Origin of the sequence: Paenibacillus dauci, assembly GCF_000971985.1 — a bacterium.
Classification (GTDB): domain Bacteria; phylum Bacillota; class Bacilli; order Paenibacillales; family Paenibacillaceae; genus Saccharibacillus; species Saccharibacillus dauci.
This window is the reverse complement of record NZ_KQ040803.1, coordinates 57,863-75,640: the sequence shown is the minus strand read 5'-3', so window position 1 is coordinate 75,640 and position 17,778 is coordinate 57,863. Positions and strand designations below refer to the sequence as shown.

16 protein-coding genes are annotated in these 17,778 nt (G+C 45.1%); 8 read left to right on the top strand and 8 right to left on the bottom strand.

What is annotated here, in order from left to right; genetic code table 11:
• Positions 1–83: 83 nt before the first annotated feature.
• The 4 genes from uvrC to WH46_RS07565 form a co-directional block, all read right to left on the bottom strand.
• Positions 84–2,162 carry an excinuclease ABC subunit UvrC gene (uvrC, locus tag WH46_RS07585; protein WP_046226272.1) on the bottom strand — a complete coding sequence of 693 codons (2,079 nt, stop codon included), beginning with the start codon at positions 2,160–2,162 and terminating at the stop codon, positions 84–86.
• 794 nt (positions 2,163–2,956) lie between these two features.
• Positions 2,957–3,274, bottom strand: coding sequence for a thioredoxin (gene trxA, locus WH46_RS07575; protein ID WP_017815698.1), 318 nt, complete (start codon positions 3,272–3,274; stop codon positions 2,957–2,959).
• 181 nt (positions 3,275–3,455) lie between these two features.
• The gene (gene dnaI, locus WH46_RS07570) at positions 3,456–4,418 is read right to left on the bottom strand and encodes a primosomal protein DnaI (RefSeq protein WP_046226271.1); all 963 of its coding nucleotides are present in this window, start codon (positions 4,416–4,418) and stop codon (positions 3,456–3,458) included.
• 170 nt (positions 4,419–4,588) lie between these two features.
• Positions 4,589–6,145 (bottom strand): replication initiation and membrane attachment family protein, encoded by a 1,557-nt coding sequence (locus WH46_RS07565; RefSeq protein WP_017815700.1) that lies wholly within the window; start codon positions 6,143–6,145, stop codon positions 4,589–4,591.
• Between the two features lie 331 nt (positions 6,146–6,476).
• Here WH46_RS07565 and hemQ point away from each other — a divergent pair, with 331 nt between their 5' ends.
• Both hemQ and WH46_RS07555 read left to right on the top strand, forming a co-directional pair.
• Positions 6,477–7,226, top strand: a complete 750-nt coding sequence (gene hemQ / locus WH46_RS07560) for a hydrogen peroxide-dependent heme synthase (RefSeq protein WP_017815701.1) — start codon at positions 6,477–6,479, stop codon at positions 7,224–7,226.
• A 276-nt stretch (positions 7,227–7,502) separates the two neighbouring features.
• A complete protein-coding gene (locus WH46_RS07555; protein ID WP_197088257.1) occupies positions 7,503–9,500 on the top strand; it encodes a methyl-accepting chemotaxis protein in 1,998 nt (665 codons plus the stop codon).
• A 231-nt stretch (positions 9,501–9,731) separates the two neighbouring features.
• Here the strand turns inward: WH46_RS07555 and WH46_RS07550 are convergent, their stop codons facing one another.
• Both WH46_RS07550 and WH46_RS07545 read right to left on the bottom strand, forming a co-directional pair.
• The gene (locus WH46_RS07550; protein ID WP_017815703.1) at positions 9,732–9,983 is read right to left on the bottom strand and encodes a hypothetical protein; all 252 of its coding nucleotides are present in this window, start codon (positions 9,981–9,983) and stop codon (positions 9,732–9,734) included.
• A gap of 1 nt (position 9,984) precedes the next feature.
• Positions 9,985–11,178, bottom strand: coding sequence for an NAD(P)/FAD-dependent oxidoreductase (locus WH46_RS07545; RefSeq protein ID WP_017815704.1), 1,194 nt, complete (start codon positions 11,176–11,178; stop codon positions 9,985–9,987).
• A gap of 583 nt (positions 11,179–11,761) precedes the next feature.
• Between WH46_RS07545 and WH46_RS07535 the strand changes: the two genes are divergently transcribed.
• The 6 genes from WH46_RS07535 to WH46_RS07510 all read left to right on the top strand — a co-directional run bounded on the left by WH46_RS07535 (position 11,762) and on the right by WH46_RS07510 (position 16,290).
• A complete protein-coding gene (locus tag WH46_RS07535) occupies positions 11,762–12,760 on the top strand; it encodes an NAD(P)/FAD-dependent oxidoreductase (protein WP_046226268.1) in 999 nt (332 codons plus the stop codon).
• A 371-nt stretch (positions 12,761–13,131) separates the two neighbouring features.
• On the top strand, positions 13,132–13,320 hold the full coding sequence (locus tag WH46_RS07530; protein ID WP_046226267.1) for a hypothetical protein: 189 nt from the start codon (positions 13,132–13,134) through the stop codon (positions 13,318–13,320).
• A gap of 53 nt (positions 13,321–13,373) precedes the next feature.
• On the top strand, positions 13,374–14,021 hold the full coding sequence (locus WH46_RS07525; protein WP_046226266.1) for a TraX family protein: 648 nt from the start codon (positions 13,374–13,376) through the stop codon (positions 14,019–14,021).
• Between the two features lie 221 nt (positions 14,022–14,242).
• Entirely contained in the window at positions 14,243–14,470 is a 228-nt protein-coding gene (locus WH46_RS07520; RefSeq protein WP_017815708.1) for a hypothetical protein, read from the top strand.
• Between the two features lie 302 nt (positions 14,471–14,772).
• Positions 14,773–15,363, top strand: coding sequence for a hypothetical protein (locus WH46_RS07515; RefSeq protein WP_046226265.1), 591 nt, complete (start codon positions 14,773–14,775; stop codon positions 15,361–15,363).
• A 210-nt stretch (positions 15,364–15,573) separates the two neighbouring features.
• A complete protein-coding gene (locus WH46_RS07510) occupies positions 15,574–16,290 on the top strand; it encodes a metallophosphoesterase (protein WP_046226264.1) in 717 nt (238 codons plus the stop codon).
• Positions 16,291–16,304: 14 nt separating this feature from the next.
• Here the strand turns inward: WH46_RS07510 and WH46_RS07505 are convergent, their stop codons facing one another.
• A complete protein-coding gene (locus WH46_RS07505; protein WP_046226263.1) occupies positions 16,305–16,826 on the bottom strand; it encodes a hypothetical protein in 522 nt (173 codons plus the stop codon).
• A 152-nt stretch (positions 16,827–16,978) separates the two neighbouring features.
• Positions 16,979–17,341: a HesB/IscA family protein gene (locus WH46_RS07500; protein ID WP_017815712.1), complete on the bottom strand. Its 363-nt coding sequence runs from the start codon at positions 17,339–17,341 to the stop codon at positions 16,979–16,981.
• Positions 17,342–17,778: the final 437 nt, after the last annotated feature.

Sequence of the window (17,778 nt, the reverse complement as noted above, 5' to 3'; positions counted from 1 at the left end):
TTTTTTCTTTATTGTACACAAAAAGACCCTACAAGATGACTTTTTTTCAAAGTGTCCATCTTGTAGGGTACAGTTTACTATGGCTACTCTTCTTTTAATGCATCCAGAATTTGACGGGCGAGTTTATCGCCGATCGAGAGAGGCCGGAAGTCTTCGACACTAGCTTCTCTTATTTTTTTAATGGAACCAAAATGCTTGAGCAGCAGCTTGCGCCGCTTTTCTCCGATACCCGGAATGCTATCCAATTGAGACACGATCATCGACTTGCCGCGCTGCTCTCGGTGGAACGTAATAGCAAATCGGTGAACTTCGTCCTGAATCCGCTGCAGCAGGTAGAATTCCTGACTGTCACGAGCCAGATTGACCGGTTCAGCCGGATCACCGACCATCAGCTGGGAGGTACGGTGCTTCGCATCCTTGACCAGTCCACAGACCGGAATGAATATTCCGAGTTCGTTTTCCAGTACATCGGCAGCAGCAGAAATCTGACCCTTACCACCATCGACTACAATCAGATCGGGCATCTCCAGATTCTCTTTGAGCACACGTTCATAGCGGCGGCGAATGACTTCACGCATTGTACCGTAATCATCCGCACCTTCAACCGTCCGGATTTTATACTTGCGATATTCCTTTCTGGCTGGCTTACCATCGATAAAGACCACCATCGCCGATACCGGATTGGAACCCTGGATATTGGAGTTATCAAACGCTTCGACACGATGCAAATTGTTCAGACCAATCGCCTGTCCCAGATTCTCGGCGGCTTTGGAAGTACGTTCTTCGTCACGCTCAATCAGGCGGAACTTCTCATCCAGCGAGACTCTGGCATTATCCTGTGCCATTGTAATCATCTGACGCTTCAGGCCGCGGCGTGGAATCAATACTTTGATACCGAGCCACTGCTGCAGCATCTGGGCGCTGCTTGGAGCATCCAGCTGATCTCCTCCGGCTGCTTTGACACTTTCCGGATCACTTGCATTTTGCTGGTCAGAACCCGACGCTTCAGTTAATTCAGCGGCTTCGGCTTCCATTTTGGCAGACTGAACAGCATATTCTTCGCCTGTCTCGGCAACTCGATCAGCCAGATCATTCATGCCTGTTGAGCCTTCTCCATCATTCGCGTTTAGACCTTCTTGTTCTGCAGTATCCAGTGCCTTGTCGCTGGCACTCTCCAGATCGGCAGAAGCTTCCATCGCCGGCAGCAGAATTTCCTGCGGCATTGCCGGGTTATCGCTATAATACTGGGTCACATACGACATAAAGTCGTTATACGGCTCTCCATAAAAAGGGAACACCGAAGCATGACGCTCGATCATTTTACCCTGGCGCACATACAGAATCTGTACACACATCCAGCCCTTGTCGACAGAGAAGCCGAATATATCGCGGTCCCGGGCATCTGCCATCGTAATTTTCTGCTTTTCCATCAGTGCATCAATATTGCGAATCTGGTCACGCAGTTCCTTGGCTCGTTCAAAATACAGATCTTCAGCGGCTTCTTCCATTTTGCGCTGCAGATCTTTTTTGATCTCTTCATGTCCACCGCTCAGAAAACGGGTGATCTCCTGACGAATCTCATCATAAGACTTTTCCGGCACTTCATATTCACAGGGCGCCAGACACTGTCCCATATGATAGTACAAGCATACTTCTTTGGGCATGACTTTGCATTTGCGCAGCGGATACATGCGATCGAGCAGCTTTTTGGTCTGCTGGGCAGCAAATGCATTGGGATAGGGGCCAAAATATTTGGCTTTATCTTTGAGCACACGCCGGGTCACTTCCAGACGTGGATGCTCTTCATTGGTAATTTTGATATATGGAAAAGTCTTGTCGTCCTTCAGCAGCACGTTATATTTGGGCTGATGGGTTTTGATGAGGTTACACTCCAGAATCAGCGCTTCCATATTACTGCCGGTTACAATATATTCAAAATCGCGGATATCTGCGACCAGACGCTGGGTTTTGCCATCATGACTGCCTGTAAAATAAGACCGGACACGGTTTTTGAGCACTTTGGCTTTACCCACATAAATGATCGTGCCTTCCCGGTTCTTCATCAGATAACAGCCCGGTAAATCCGGCAGCAGGGCGAGCTTATGGCGGATATTCTCTATCGCCTGCTCCTGCTCGCGAATCGTTTCCATATGTGAATCCATAGACTTCTCCTTCCTGTCTTTCACTGGTGAATCTTGCGATTACTGGGTGTCTGTATATTATCGCAATATATGGGTCTCTTACTTTGACAAACAAACCTGCAGATAAGTTGATCTAAAAGGGTAAAGCAGCATTCCAGCGAACAATATAAAGTAGCTAGAATAAAGGATCTAGAATAAGCTATCTAGAGTATCCGCTGCGAAAAAGGATTGGACCACGTCCTCCGGTTAAGCCTGGAGATCCTTAAGGAGTAATTGGAAAGGGGGATCTCCAGGCTTAAATGTCGTCCTTTGGTCCAATTCCTTTTCCTTCGCTCCGTGCTTGATTGCTGCTGCTCTTTTATCTATGCTGGTTCGCATTCGCCAAAGAAAAGATCTCAAGATATATTGTTGAGAGATAGGCAGACGGTATATTAACATGTATTACCCCTATAAGGGGGATTTGTATAAGGGATGGCGATTGTGTAGCCTCTATTGCGGTATCTGCTGGTAATTCTAAACAATGGTTACAAGCATAGTGTGTGAATGAAGATCCTTATTAGAGACAAATTCGTTTTTAATGCCTTTTCTATTATAGCAGTTCCAGAAGGGAATCGGATAGGTTTATGGCAACATACGTTCTTGTAATTCATTGTTCAACTATTATTTGAAGATATATTTTAAAGAATGAATATACCATTACTGCATGCATCGGACAGAAAAAACCCCCGGTATTTACCGGGGGTTAGTGCAGTACCGTCAGGCTGTTCCAAAAGGATCAGCTGTCTTATACTGCTTATCGTTATAGCGAGGCAAAATTATTGATGTTTTGCCAGGATGGATTTCAGGGAGTCTTTGGAGTTCAGACCTACTACTTTATCTACAGGTTGACCATCTTTGAAGAAGATCATTGTAGGGATACTCATTACGCCGAAACGGGAAGCTGTTTCAGGGTTTTCGTCTACATTGACTTTAGCGATTTTTACGCTGTCGCCAACTTCAGTTGCCAGCTCGTCCAGGATTGGAGCAAGCATTTTACAAGGACCGCACCATGGTGCCCAGAAGTCTACCAGTACTGTGCCTTGTCCTTCTACTTCATTTGTAAAGGATTGATCAGATACATTAACGATTGCCATGGAAATTTCCTCCTTGAATACCTTTATTTGAATTATTCATTATTTAAACAACTATAGAACCTATTACACCCCTATTATAACACAGGAATAGAGATTCCGAAACAGATAATACGAATTTATTATACTTATCTATATTTTAGTAACTATTATACTTTTAATTACTATAATTTAAAAATAGTAATTATTCACCCGGAATATCGCCACGTTTGTTCTCTCCGCTAACACTGATGACGTCCACGAATGGAGCGATTCGGTTCATGAGACGTTCACCTTTATACCGTTCTTCCCCGTCTTTGTTGGTGAAGCTAAGATGCTGTAGCAGCGCCTCCAGCGAATAATTGGAAGTATAAAACGTAGGTTTGCGTTCCATCCGGTAATTCAGAATAGCTCCCAATACATGATCACGTACCCATGGATTCAGATTCTCTGCACCTATATCATCAAAGATCAATAGATCCGTATTTTTCATAATCTCGATCGTTTCTTTCATCCGGTTGTTATCCTGGAACATCGATTTCAGATCTTCCACAAATTCCGGCATATATACAATCACGCCGGTATAGCCGGCTTTGGCCAATTCATGCAGCATATAAGACATCAGAAAAGTCTTGCCGGTACCAAAATGTCCGACCAGATACAGCCCTTTGGCAGGCAGTCCATTCTGCTTTACTTCATTAATGTAATCAAAAATTTTCTTCACCGCCGGGACGCGTTCGATATCTTTGGAAACGATCTCCACAGCGTTATATCCTTCATTCAGCGCGCGATCATCCACATAAAAGCTGTGAATTCGCTGTCTGACCTGCTGTTCATGCTGTCTGCTCAGCTGCTTCTGGCAGGGTGTCTTGCGTTCATGCAGCCTGGCTCCTTCTTCGGAAGACTGCACACTTAGTTTGGTGTAATGCCCCTGAAAATCATTCGGGCATTGATCGAGTCCGGGACAATTGTCGCAGTTACGCTGATCCCCGACATACTGGTACAGCTTGCTGAGATTGGTCATCAGCTCCTGATCGGTCAGCTCCGGATGCTGGCTGCGAAGCTCCAGCACCAGCGGGTCCGTGAACAGCTGCGTGGCAATCTTGTTCGATTGTTCCCGAAAGCGCGTACTCTTCATCTGCCGCAGCAGATCACCGATGGATTCCATGGTGTGTAGCCCCTTCCCGTTTGTTCAACTCTTACTTATAACTGTCTGAGGTATAAAAGACAGCCATCCTTTTTCTATGCCCGCAAGTGGCTGTTAGGCGGGGAATATGGCAGAACGAATCCGTAATAGATAGCATTCGTTCTGGCCAGCACCTGCTGTGTAGAACGGTCTTATCCGCCATTCTTGCCGGACTGCATCTGCTCTGCCATACGCAGAACTTCTGCCAGCTCCTCGTCGGAGATGCTGGACGTTTTCCCCTGCGACCCTTCCACAATCGGAATCTCCGGCTTGGTGCGTGCCGGCGTGCGTCCATAATTGCGTCCGGTGCGCTTGGCAGTTCCTCCTGCGGCTTCCTTGCCTTTCAGCTTGGCCTGATCGCTGATCCGCAGATCCAGCTTGTTCTGCTCGCGTACATAGCGAACCGCCTTTTCGTACGTATTGACCTGCTGGTTCAGCATATTCGTTACGATCCAGTCGACGAATTTGCTGCTCAGACGTTCACCTGGTTGGGACATTTTGACGGCCAGCAGATAATGAATAAGCACATTCATTACTTCTTCAGGCAGCTTATAATTAATATCGATATGCTCGAAAATATCATTAATACTGTTCGGTACACTTCCCGGATAGAACATTTCCAGCATCCGGGTATACGGCTGATTGCGCAGCATCATATTATATTGATGAATATCGCATTTGCCGGTAAATTGTCTTGGCACTTCCAGATAGTATTCCATCTCTACCGCGTGTTCTACCGGCAGATCCTGAGTCTCCTGCGCCGGTTCCTGATGCTGCTGACGCAGAGATACCACTTTGGCTTCGTGAATCTGCCGCTCTTCCATCCGCTTTTTGCCCTGACGGAACTGCAGATTCGCCCGGCGCTGAATCTCTTCCTCGGCGAGCTCGCCATCTGTAGTAAAGATCCCGTCCTCATCCAGCATCCGGCAGATATCCTGAATATCCAGCTTGTATTTATAGGCAATATAGCTGAGCACATTCATCTGCTCCGGCTGAAAACGTAGCTTTTCTACAAATTGCCGATTGCGCGAGCCACGCGGGAAATAACGAATAATATCCGCATAGTTAATCAGATCGTCTTCACTCAGCTTGGGCTGATTGCTGCGAGTCTGCGTACTCACTTCGGTCAGCGCCTGCTCCAGTTCGTAGTCGATCACATGCGTATTCAGCTCAAATATATCATAGAATGGCTGTGAGATATTTTCTTTCTGTACCGACGGACTATCCCAGCCTTCAGGCTGTCTCCCAAAAAATTGCTCACGCAGCGACAATACGGCAAACTTGCCGATCTTGTCCCGCAGCAGCAGTGTCAGATGCTGTGTCCGGAAAAACTCCCCCGGGGACAGCGGCTGCTGCAGTTCGTATTCATATATATAATCATCCTGATCCGGGAAATAGACCCGGCTCGTCTGGAGCAATCCCACAGCCTCCAGCAGAGATGCCTGTTCCATCAGCTGCTTGCGTCCACGTTCCCCCGGTTCCAGACCCAGCGTAAGGAATAATCCACGCTGCTGTTCAACCGGTGAATAACCTACCTGCTGTGCGTTCACATGATCGCATAACAGCCGGTACAGACTGATGGCGAATGCTCCGGTGAGCGGCTGGTAGACCAGGTTCAGCATCCGTTCGTCCAGGCTGCCCAGTCCAAATTCGCGGTATACGCAGTAACGATGATTCTCTGTAAAATGAAGTAAATTCTTGATGCGCATATTCCGCCCCCTTTCTGCTGCACCCATTTATACGGAATTCTATTCTACCACAAAACGCTCACTTTCCACTCTGAAAATAAAGTGAAAATATGGGCGGAATAACCACTGTGCTTCAACATGATCTATTGTTTGCAAGAATGCACATCAATAACGTTTTTTGAATGAAGTAACCATGAACAGACTGTGAAGTGAATTGCCCTGTCCATCTCGTTCGGTTACAATAATAGGGTCAGGTTTTGCAGACCAGGCGCAGTCATTTCTACTTTGCGCCTTATTATATTCCCGGAAATACACGGTTAACCAACTTACACATACAGGAGTGATTTTTTCTATGAACGAAGCCGTAGCTACACTGGAAGGCTGGTACGCCCTGCACGATTTCCGCACAATCAACTGGACGGCATGGAAAGCGGCCGACGATGAAGAACGTGCAGGTGCACTCGAAGAATTGAATGCACTTATCCATGAGTGGAATACGATCAGTGCCGAAGGAAGCGGCAGCACGGCAGTCTACAGCATTGTTGGACAAAAAGCCGATTTTGTAATGATGCATCTGCGCGAAACGCTGGAAGATCTGAATAAGATCGAGACCGAATTCAACAAAACAACCTTTGCTCGCTTTACTGACAAAGCATATTCCTATGTGAGCGTAGTCGAGCTGAGCAGCTACATGGCAGGCAAGAGCGAGGAAGATCCTATGCTGAACCCACAGGTTGTAGCCCGTCTCAAACCGGCGCTGCCTGCTTCCCGTTATATCTGCTTCTATCCGATGAACAAAACACGTAATCTCGGTGATAACTGGTACATGCTACCGATGGAAGAACGCCGTGAGATGATCCGCAGCCACGGTCTGATCGGCCGCAGCTATGCCGGCAAGGTAAAACAGATCATTACCGGTTCGGTAGGTCTGGATGATTGGGAATGGGGCGTTACCCTGTTCTCCGACGATGCCCTGCAGTTCAAAAAGTTGGTCTATGAAATGCGCTTTGACGAAGCCAGCGCACGTTTTGGCGAATTTGGCGCTTTCTATGTGGGTAGCCTGATGGATAGCGAGAAATTCGAAGAAATGCTGAAACTATAATTTTCGTTTTATATATTTGGTATTTATATATTTAGTATTTATATAATGATCAAGCCTGCGACTTTTCCGATTTCTGGAGGGTCGCAGGCTTTTTATTTTATTTGTGAAAATACTTACTTTTTAATAAGTAAAAAAGTCCTATTTTTCTCAATAATATTTGTCGAAAAATGTAACGTTTATTATGATGTCCGACGATATAGAATTAAAGTTCATTACCACTCGTAATTACCAACAATCATTAATTCAGGAGAATAGAAAGAGGGAGATCTCATGTCTTTGAAACTCAAGTTAATTTTACTCGTTGTTTCCGCAGTGATTCTGATTGCTGTACCTGTAGGTATTATTGCCTTGTATACGCTTAATCAGGAAGCAGAACAATCTGTACAAGATGAATTAAAAAGTACCGTTGAGACTGCGGTCAGCCAGACACAGGGATGGATTAACACCAACAGCAAAGTGCTTGAGACTATGGGAACTTTTATCCAAGATAATATCCCTATTAAAGACGTAACTGTCAAACATCTGGAAGTATATAAAAGCGAACTGAATAATGGCACCATCTCTGATCTTTATCTTGGTCTTGCTAACGGCGAGCTTGTAGATGGAAGTGGCTGGATACCCGATGCAGGATATGATTCTCGTCAGCGTCCTTGGTATATCAACGGTCTGGCTGCCAATAAATTGAGTGTAAATGATCCTTATCTCGATATATCCAGTAACAAATACTCTGTTCCTATTACCATGCCTTTGAAAGATGAAAATGGCAAAGTTGCCGGTATACTTGGAGAAGACATTTATCTTTCTACAATTACCGAATATATCAATTCAATTAAAACAGCAGGCGGTTTTAGTTTCCTCCTGGATCGCAATGGCAATGTACTCGCTCATCCTAACGCTGACTTTGTCAATAAATTACTCTCCGAACAGAAAGATTATAGTGCCATTTCTTCCTCTCTGACTGCAAATGATTCCGGTAAGATCTCATACAGCTATAATGGCGATCCGCAATTAATGTACTATCAAAAACTCCCTGGTACCGGATGGACTATTGCAACTTCTATTTCAGAAAAGTATGCTTTCGCTGATTATGTTCAACTTCGTAACAAAATCACTCTAATTCTGATTGTACTGACTATTGCATTGTCTGTGCTCGCCTTTATTGTCGCCACACGTATCGTTAAACCACTAAATATTCTCCAGCAAAATGCACAGCGTCTGGCAGAAGGTGACCTGACAGTACAGGTACCTGTCAAAGGCAAAGATGAAATCGCTCAGCTAGGCACAGACTTTAATACCATGTCTGCCGCTCTTCGCAATCTGATCGAGACTGTCTCCCACTCTGCCGAAAATGTAAACAAAGCTTCTCTGCAAATGTACGATAATGCTTCCAGCTCAGGTGATATTGCTCAGCAAATCTCTACCGTTATTGAAGAAATTGCCCGTGGTGCCAATGATCAGGCAGAATCTATCCAAGTGGGAGCCGAAATGGTTATGGGCATGACCCATTCCCTGGAACAGGTATCTTCCCATGCCGGACAAGCTGCCAGCATGATCGAAGAAGTAAATGGAGCCATGACACGTGGTACCGATGCCATCACACAGCAAAGCTCACTGGCACAGGCTGGTCAGGAATCTACCAAACGTGTAGAATCATCCAACTCTCTGCTCATCAACAAACTGGAAGAAATCGCTAAGATTACGCAGGTTATCCGTGAAATCAGCAGCCAGACCAACTTGCTGTCACTGAATGCCTCGATTGAAGCAGCACGTGCGGGTGAGCACGGACGCGGCTTCGCAGTAGTCGCCAGTGAAGTCCAAAAGCTGGCAGAACAGGCTTCTCACTCTGCCGAAGATATCAGCGCTCTGCTGGTTGAACTGCAGGATGCCGGCAAACAAAGCTCTACAGTACTGGCTTCCTTCCGCGAGACTACTGTACAACAGCAGCAATCCATGAATGAGACCCGGGAATCGTTTGAACAAATCCGTAGTTCGGTAGACGGTATCATCGGCCGGATCACTCAGGTTCTCTCCGGTGTGAATGAAGTACAAGCTGGCGCTCTTCAGGTATCTGACGTTATCACAGGCCTTGCCGCTGTAGCTGAAGAAAGTGCAGCTGCTACCCAGGAAGCGGCTTCTTCCACCATCGAGCAGACTCAATCCATTTCCAGCATCTCCACATCATCCAAGCACCTGACCGAGAGCGCTGACCATTTGCTGCAAGAAATTGGGCAATTCCAGGTTAATACGCAAAATGGTGAGAGCTCTTCCCGTTAATAAAAAGCCGATCATTCGCTTTCCGCTCATGTATGTCATATAAAGATTCTCATAGCAATCATGGTAACACTTCAAACCGTTATACTGCGATAATCAGAAGTCGTTAGACTATTTTCTTACTCTGTTCTCTCCTGAATAGACGATTATAAATCAAAAAGAGCAGGCTCCTCATTGGAGCCTGCTCTTTATTTGGACCTGCATATCGTATTGCATAATTCACGGAAAGTACGGTTATTCAGCAGCAGTCCCGTCATTTTTTAATGAAGCGAGATATTCCTGCTCTTCACGGTCACGTGTCCGGCTTTTATCCTTTAACCGCTCGATGGCCGGCTGGATCAGAAGATCCACTTCTTGCTGGATCACATAAGCCAGATCATAACGGCTCTGATCTTCCAGAAAGGAACCGGCTTCCATCAAGCCGTTGTAACGGTCCAGCTCGTCACGCGTCAACAATCCACGTACCTGAACGCTGCAATGACGCATCTTACAGGAATTTACCTTTTTTCAGTGCCAGAGATACGCCACCGATGATGAACAGCCAGCGGATATCAATGACTTTTTTCAGCTGTGCAGCTACCCAGCCTTTGAGCTTGCGGTCGCCTACGATACCAACTGCTTCGCCTTTACCCAGGGAAGCAACTGTACCTTTGTTGCTGAATGTAAATTTCTTCGGTTGTTGTCCACGAATAGCTGCCAGAATGTTCTGTGCTACTACTGGTCCTTGCTGCATGGAGATTTGTGCAGTTGGAGGATATGGACGTCCTTCCGGATTGAACATCAGGGCGCTGTCACCGATCATGAAGATATCTTCATAACCTGGTACATGCAGATATTCGTCGATTTTTACGCGGCCGCGCATCGTCTCGAAGCCAGCTTCTTCCACAACACGGTTACCACGGATACCACCTGTCCATACGACAGTGTTAGCCGGGATTTTCTCCATGTCATCGCCAACGACAACGCCGTCAGGCTGACATTCTTTGATGGCTACGCCGATTTTGAACGTAACGCCTTTGTTTTGCAGTACTTTCATTGCATATTCTACCAGTTCAGGATCGAAGCCTGGCAGTGCAGTTGGAGCTGCTTCTACGTTGTAGATTTTAACTGCGGAACGATCGATACCGTGTTTTCTGCATAGCTCGGCTACACGATCAGCCAGCTCGGCTACGAACTCGATACCTGTGAAGCCGGCACCGCCGACAACAAAGCTCAGGCGCTCCGGTTTTTTATCTGTTTTGTAAGCTACGAATTGGCTTTCGATATGCTCACGGATTTTGCGGACGGAGTTAATGCTGCGGATCATCATTGCATTTTCCATCATGCCCGGGATACCGAATGTTTCCGGTTCGCCGCCCAGGGAGATAACCAGGTAATCGTAAGACAGTGTACCGTCTTCCAAAATTACTTTTTTCTCCTGTGGGAGGATTTGTTTTACATTGGATTTTACCAGATCGATTTTGAATTCGTCGATCAGCTTGGAGATTGGCACATACGCGTTTTCTTCAGCGTCTGTACCTGCTGCAGGCATATGCAGGTGAGTTGTGAAATAATGATACTCGTGGCGGTTAACCAGAGTCACATCTGCCTCATTATAGTTCAGTTCTTTTTGAAGACGTTGTGCTGTCATGATGCCGCCGTAACCAGCGCCAAGAATGACGATTTTTGGAATGCTACTCATGTCTGTTTTCCCCTTCCAATTTGTTCAATTGAGCATTAGAAAATGCTAAATCATAATGATATTCATTACGTGCATTATCCAGCTGCCCACTTATGTTAACGACAGACAGTCAGACACTGCACTGAAACGATATAAATTATTTAACCAAACCTGGGATAATGGTTCTTCATTCTGGCAGAAACTTGTATATAAATTTCACGGAACGTTGTACGCAATTGTGAAAATATACACAACGAGTGGCAGAAATAGAGATACTGTCTCAATATTGCTATACGATATGTCACATTATATTGTAACCTTTATGCTCCATTTTTTCAAAAAAAATTTGCTTTTTTTTCAAAAAACTGTCCGTTTTCTGTCACAAACCATTATCGACACAACTGAAATGATAGCTATTTTCGCTGAAAAGATCAAGAGAAAATTTAATTTTCAGTATATTTCATGTAAAATTTAATCTTAATTTTTCAGGAATTACATAATGGGTATTAATGGCTTCACAATATTGATCATTTCCTTCCTTTGAAAATCGTTCTCAACCGATTATAATGAGTAAAGATTTGATTACTTATGGAGGTGTGGTACGGTGACATCTACAACCACCGGAGCAATGAGCGATATCCTTATTATTGGTGGAGGTCCTGCAGGCATGTTTGCCGCTTTTTATGGCGGTATGCGTCAGGCATCTGTCAAACTGATCGAAAGTATGCCTCAGCTGGGCGGACAACTCGCTGCCCTTTATCCTGAGAAATATATTTATGATGTAGCCGGCTTCCCGAAAATTACTGCCCAGGAGCTTGTCAACAACCTGCAGCAGCAGATGAATCTGTTCGATACAGATATTCGTCTGGAAGAAAAAGTACTGAACGTAGAGAAAAAAGGCGACCGTCATTTTGTCGTTACCACAGATAAAGGCACACATGAAAGCAAAGCGGTTATCATTACTGCCGGTGTAGGTGCATTCGAACCACGTCGTCTGGAACTGCCTAATGCCGAGCAATTCGAAAAAGCCAACCTGCACTACTTTGTCAGCGACCTGAGCCGTTTTGCCGGTAAAAAAGTACTGATTAGCGGTGGAGGCGACTCTGCAGTAGACTGGGCATTGATGCTGGAGCCCGTAGCTGCTGAAGTGACACTGATCCACCGCCGTGACAAGTTCCGTGCCCATGAGCACAGTGTAGAGAACCTGATGGCATCGAATGTCAAAGTAGTAACGCCAACCGAAATCACTGAACTGCATGGTGAAGAGCGCATCGAGCGTGTAACCCTTGCCCATGTGAAAAGTGGCGAAACCCAGGAGATCGAAGTGGATGACGTGATTATCAACTTTGGCTTCCTCTCCTCGCTCGGTCCGATCGCTGAATGGGGAATCGAGATTGAGAAAAATTCCATTATCGTTGATTCCCGGATGGAGACGAATGTTGAAGGTATCTTTGCTGCCGGTGATATTACGACGTATCCGGGCAAGCTGAAGCTGATCGCGGTCGGTTTTGGTGAAGCACCTACAGCTATCAATAATGCCAAAGTATATGTAGATCCGGATGCCAAGCTGTCTCCGGGACACAGCAGTAACATGAAGCTCTAATACTGTATCGATTTTAACCGTAATGTTCTGCTGCCAGGGAATATGCCTGTCACGCAGTTCGAACTGGAGCCAAGCGCTTTTCCCTTTCCATGATCGTGAACGGACGGGAGAAGCGCTTTTCTTCTGGGCAAAAATCGAAATAAACCAGCCGATTTTTATGTCTATTTTGAAATAATGAATAGTACAGGATATTCATTGGCAACCAGTCTGTGACTATTTTCTGTCTGTCAGCGCTTCCGATGTTGCCAAATTGTTCACCTTTTCCTTGGATAGACAGCTGGTTTTTATCGTATAGTATAGAGAAGTTTAAAATTAGGTTATTGCAAATCGATTTTAATTGGAGATTGTTTAAATAAAGGAGGTCTATCGGCTTGAGTGTTGGTGTATACTTCACCCTTCGCCTTATTATTTCACTCATGCTGCTTATTATCGGTGGCATGATGGTAGCGCTGGGCGGCAAGTTTTTCAAACAAAACAGCAGAGCGGCAGGCGTAGGTTTTGTGATTTTCGGAGCGCTGGTTATTTCACTCGCTGTCCGCGGTGTCATGCTGAGTTTTTGATCCATGGATTGTCGGTTAATCGTATAGGTTTATGAATAGGGAGGTGTGGCCTTGTGCAATGGTTGGCAATGATTACAATGCTGATTGATCATCTGGGCTATGCCTTTTTTTCTGATGAGCGGTATATGCGGATCATCGGACGGATCGCATTTCCGATCTACTGTTATCTGCTGGTCGTCGGATACCGGCATACCCGGAATGTAAATAAATATCTGATTCGGCTAATGGTTATCGCACTGCTTTCCCAATTTCCGTTCATGTTCGCTTTTAATATTACGAATCTGAATGTAGTGTTCACCTTGCTGATCGGTTTGCTACTGCTAATTCTACTGGATCGCATACCTTCACGACTGTTCCCGGTATCGATTCTGCTGGTTGCCGTTTTCAGCTTGGTTGCTGAAGTACTGCATACCGATTATGGTGCTTACGGTATTCTGCTGATATTGATTTATCGATATGTACCGGGATATGTGATGGTACTTGCCCATTTTGCGCTGACTCTTATTTTTGTGCTGGCTGGATATACGAGTCTGATTCAGATATACAGCATATTCTCCACACTTCTGATTACCGCCCGTACAGAGCTGCGTCCGAACTTCTCGCTTGTCGCTCCTCCGCGCTGGTTATGGCGTGCCTTTTACCCTGCGCATCTGGCAGTCATTGCCATTATCGTTCAAGGACACATGTACGGATATTTTTAAGAAATCGGATGATAACAACCACATATTTCCATTATGCAAGTATAAAGATTGCTCCCTGTTCTACTGCTTTTTTGAACCGATTAACCGGGATTGGTATTGTTCCCGGTTTTTTCTAATTTTATATAAAAAAGCTATCGCCATATACGCAGTCATGGAGTATAATCTTTACCGGAACAATTCCGCCGGTTGAGGCGGTTTTAAATATAGGAAGGGGCTCCTCCATGAAATCCAATAAAAAACATACGTTGACCGAAGACATTCACTTTTTTACTGCTGGCCTGTCCGGCAGCCTGATTATCGTATGGCAGGAAGATCCTGCTGGCGTGTATTGTGAAGTCGGCCGAGGGTATGTAGAAGCCTATACGAATAAATATGTACGTGTACGCAATCTGCAATCCGGTACCAAAAGTCTGTACAGTCGCGATATGACCATGTTTCAGACTGATTGATTCCTGAACGCTATATATCCATTTTCTTACCGGCAGCAGAATGATCTGCTGGCTGTTTAGCCATCTTCTTTTCCGTTTATTCATAACGGAGCAGAGGATGGCTTTTTGGTTATTGGGAAGTTCATATACTTTTGAAAATGATAGGAACAATAGCTGAATTTCTTTTGGCTACTGTTAATCAAGATAGCCTATTGAAATAAGTATTCTATTCACAAGGAATTCATATTACGAATCTATACTACATATTGTAAGCAAGTCATATGGCTTGCCCTATCATCTATTATCCAGGAGGAATACCATTCATGAAAACAATAAAAGTATTATCCAGTCTTGCCCTGTCTGCTGCTTTGCTAGCAGGATCGCTAACGTCATTCTCTACAGCCGATGCAGCAACAACGACCAAAACGGCTGCTTCTACAACGGCAAAAACTGCCGCTAACAACAAGAATGTCGTTATCGGCAAAATTAAATCGATTAGCAGCAGTAAAATTGTAATCTACAAATCTTCTACTCAACCCGCTATTCCTTCGGGTACGGAAGGCTCTACAGCCCCCAAAGCAGGCGAAGCTCCTCCTAGTGGTGAGGCTCCAACCCCTCCAGCAGCTGGTGAAGCCAAAGCCAATACTGGTGGTCAGCCTCCCGCCCAGACATTTAGCACAACAACAACTACACTCACGACTACCAGCGCAACCAGTGTAGTGAGCGTGACGCATGCAGCAGGCAGCACCAAGGCAACCGAGACCAAAAAGTCGCTCTCTTCCCTCAAAGCCGGTGATGTTGTATTCATCACTCTCGCATCCGGTAGCACGACCAAGATAAGCAAAATCGAACTTATGCCTGCCCAGACAGCTGCCAAAACAACAAAAACCACTACGACCAAGACAACCAAATAAGTAATCCGTTCAAGTCAAACAGCCACCTGTACCGAATACAGGTGGCTGTTTGGCTTGGACGGAGAGTACTTATTGATCCTGGATATTCTGTAATGCTGTATATTTAGCAGATTCAGGATGGGATGTCCGGTCATATCATCAAGCCGATAAATCGGGGTAATAACAACTAATACGTTATACTTTATTTATAAATATTAAGGAGGGCTGCTCATGTCTGAACGTACTCTGGCGATTAGTGATATTCATGGTGAACTCAGCCTTCTGGACCGTCTGCTGGATGACATCGATTATCGACCGGAGCAGGATCAGCTCATTCTGCTTGGTGACTATGTAGATCGCGGAAGCAATTCACGAGGTACACTGGAGCGTGTCATGCAGCTTACCCGTGAGGGAGCTATTGCACTGAAGGGAAATCACGAAGATCTAATGTTCAATGCATTGACTAGCGGCAGGGAAGCAGACTGGAACCGCTGGCTTAAGGTAAACGGCGGATTGGCTACACTTCTCAGTTACGGATTTACGCGTGATGAATTGATTACATTATCTGGCGAAGACTTTCATTTACCGGATCTCCACCATGATGAGCTGCAGCAGCATCTGGAATTTATCTCAGGACTGCCGCTGTATTACGAGACGCCGGATTATTTATATGTGCATGCTGGTGTAGAACCTGGCAAAACAGCAGCCGAGACGACAGAACGTCAGCTATTTTGGATACGTGAACCTTTTCATACCGGCTATGATGGAGAGCAGCTGGTTGTATTTGGTCATACGCCTACTTTTTATCTGCATCAGGATGCTGCCAACTTCAATATTTATTATGGGGTGAACCGGATTATAGGTATTGATGGCGGAGCTGCCTATGGCGGTCAGCTGAATGCACTCGATACGACCAATGGCATCTCCTACGAAGTGCACAAAAAATAAGGTACAGGGCGTACTTACTCCCTGTACCTACTGTTGACTGCTTCCGCAGCCGTCTGAATCTCAGCAAGTGACTGCTCATCATGCAAAGACGTATGTTGAAGTGCTGTCATGAGTTCATTAACATGCTCACTTGTCTGATTGATATCAGCGGTGTGAGGATGATGACCTCCTGCTGCAGTAACAGCATAATGTTGAATAGCAGTATGTATTGGAATGATATCACTTTCGAGTATAAGCAGAGGCTGTTCCTGCGGATGCTCCGCATAGGCATTGATCAGCTTAATTTCATTTACAGCTTCACCTGCGTAACCTGCCGCCTGTACGAGCGCTTTATTTTGGGCTGCTGTCGAGTGTGCCTGATGATAAGTCTGCAAGGATTGATCCGTGTGATACAGTCGATTCTTGAAAAGGTCATAATGGTTCTTGGTCTCTTCCTGTCCGGGCATACTGATGATTCGTTCATGATACTGCTTCAGGTTGAATACTATGGAAATCATCAAAAGTATGGCTAACATTGCTATGATACGAGATTTCAATTTGCTGTCCTCCTTTGCCGATGTATTTTGATACCCACCCCAATATAACAAAAAAACAGCATCCTGATATTCTCAGATCCAGATGCTGTTCTTTAAATCATTATGCTGTTCATCATGATCATCCATGAACCACTTGCTATACCAACGTCAAATTAATCCTCACAAGGCTGGGCAAGTACTTCGTCTTCTTTACGTGTACGGAAAGAAGCGCCGCATCCACAGGTAGCAATTGCGTTAGGGTTATTGATCGTGAATCCTCCGGCAAGACCCGATTCTTCATAATCTATTTCCAGACCATTCAGCAGTCCAAGATCTTCCTTGTTAACGACAACCTTCATCTCCTGAACATCCATATATATATCCTGCTCTGTCTCTTCACTGTCAAAGCCCATGGCATAAGAGAATCCGCTGCAGCCGCCAGCACTGACACCTACACGTACAAACAGCCCCGGAATATCCTGTGCCTCCATAATTTCCTTCATACGTGAAGCCGCTGTATCACTAATTGTAATCATTCGTATTCCCTCCTTTTCCTCTTTCATTATACTCTTCTGCTCCAGTCCTCTCAAGGATGAATACCTTGTTAAAACCTTCATTTTTTAAGTAATTGTATTGCCCGTGTCTGATGAGAGGTTTATAATGAATAGTGAACGATGACGTGAAATGTCGAATTTCTGTCAAAAACAATTACGTTTTTAGCCTTATTTTTCGTTGTAACTTTTTTCACAATTATTGTTAATATGGATGACTTCTTATGTACATTGTTGTATATTGAATATTAGGCGTTATTTCAAAAATGATATAGTTGTGTCGAATGTTGTGACAAATCAAAGATAACCGAATCATAAATATAGGCTTCTATTATTCAATAGTGCCAAATTGGTGTAAGACAGGACAAGAGCGTCTTACGGGATTAGACACCAGAGACAGAAGCGTCACAGGAGAACAGGAG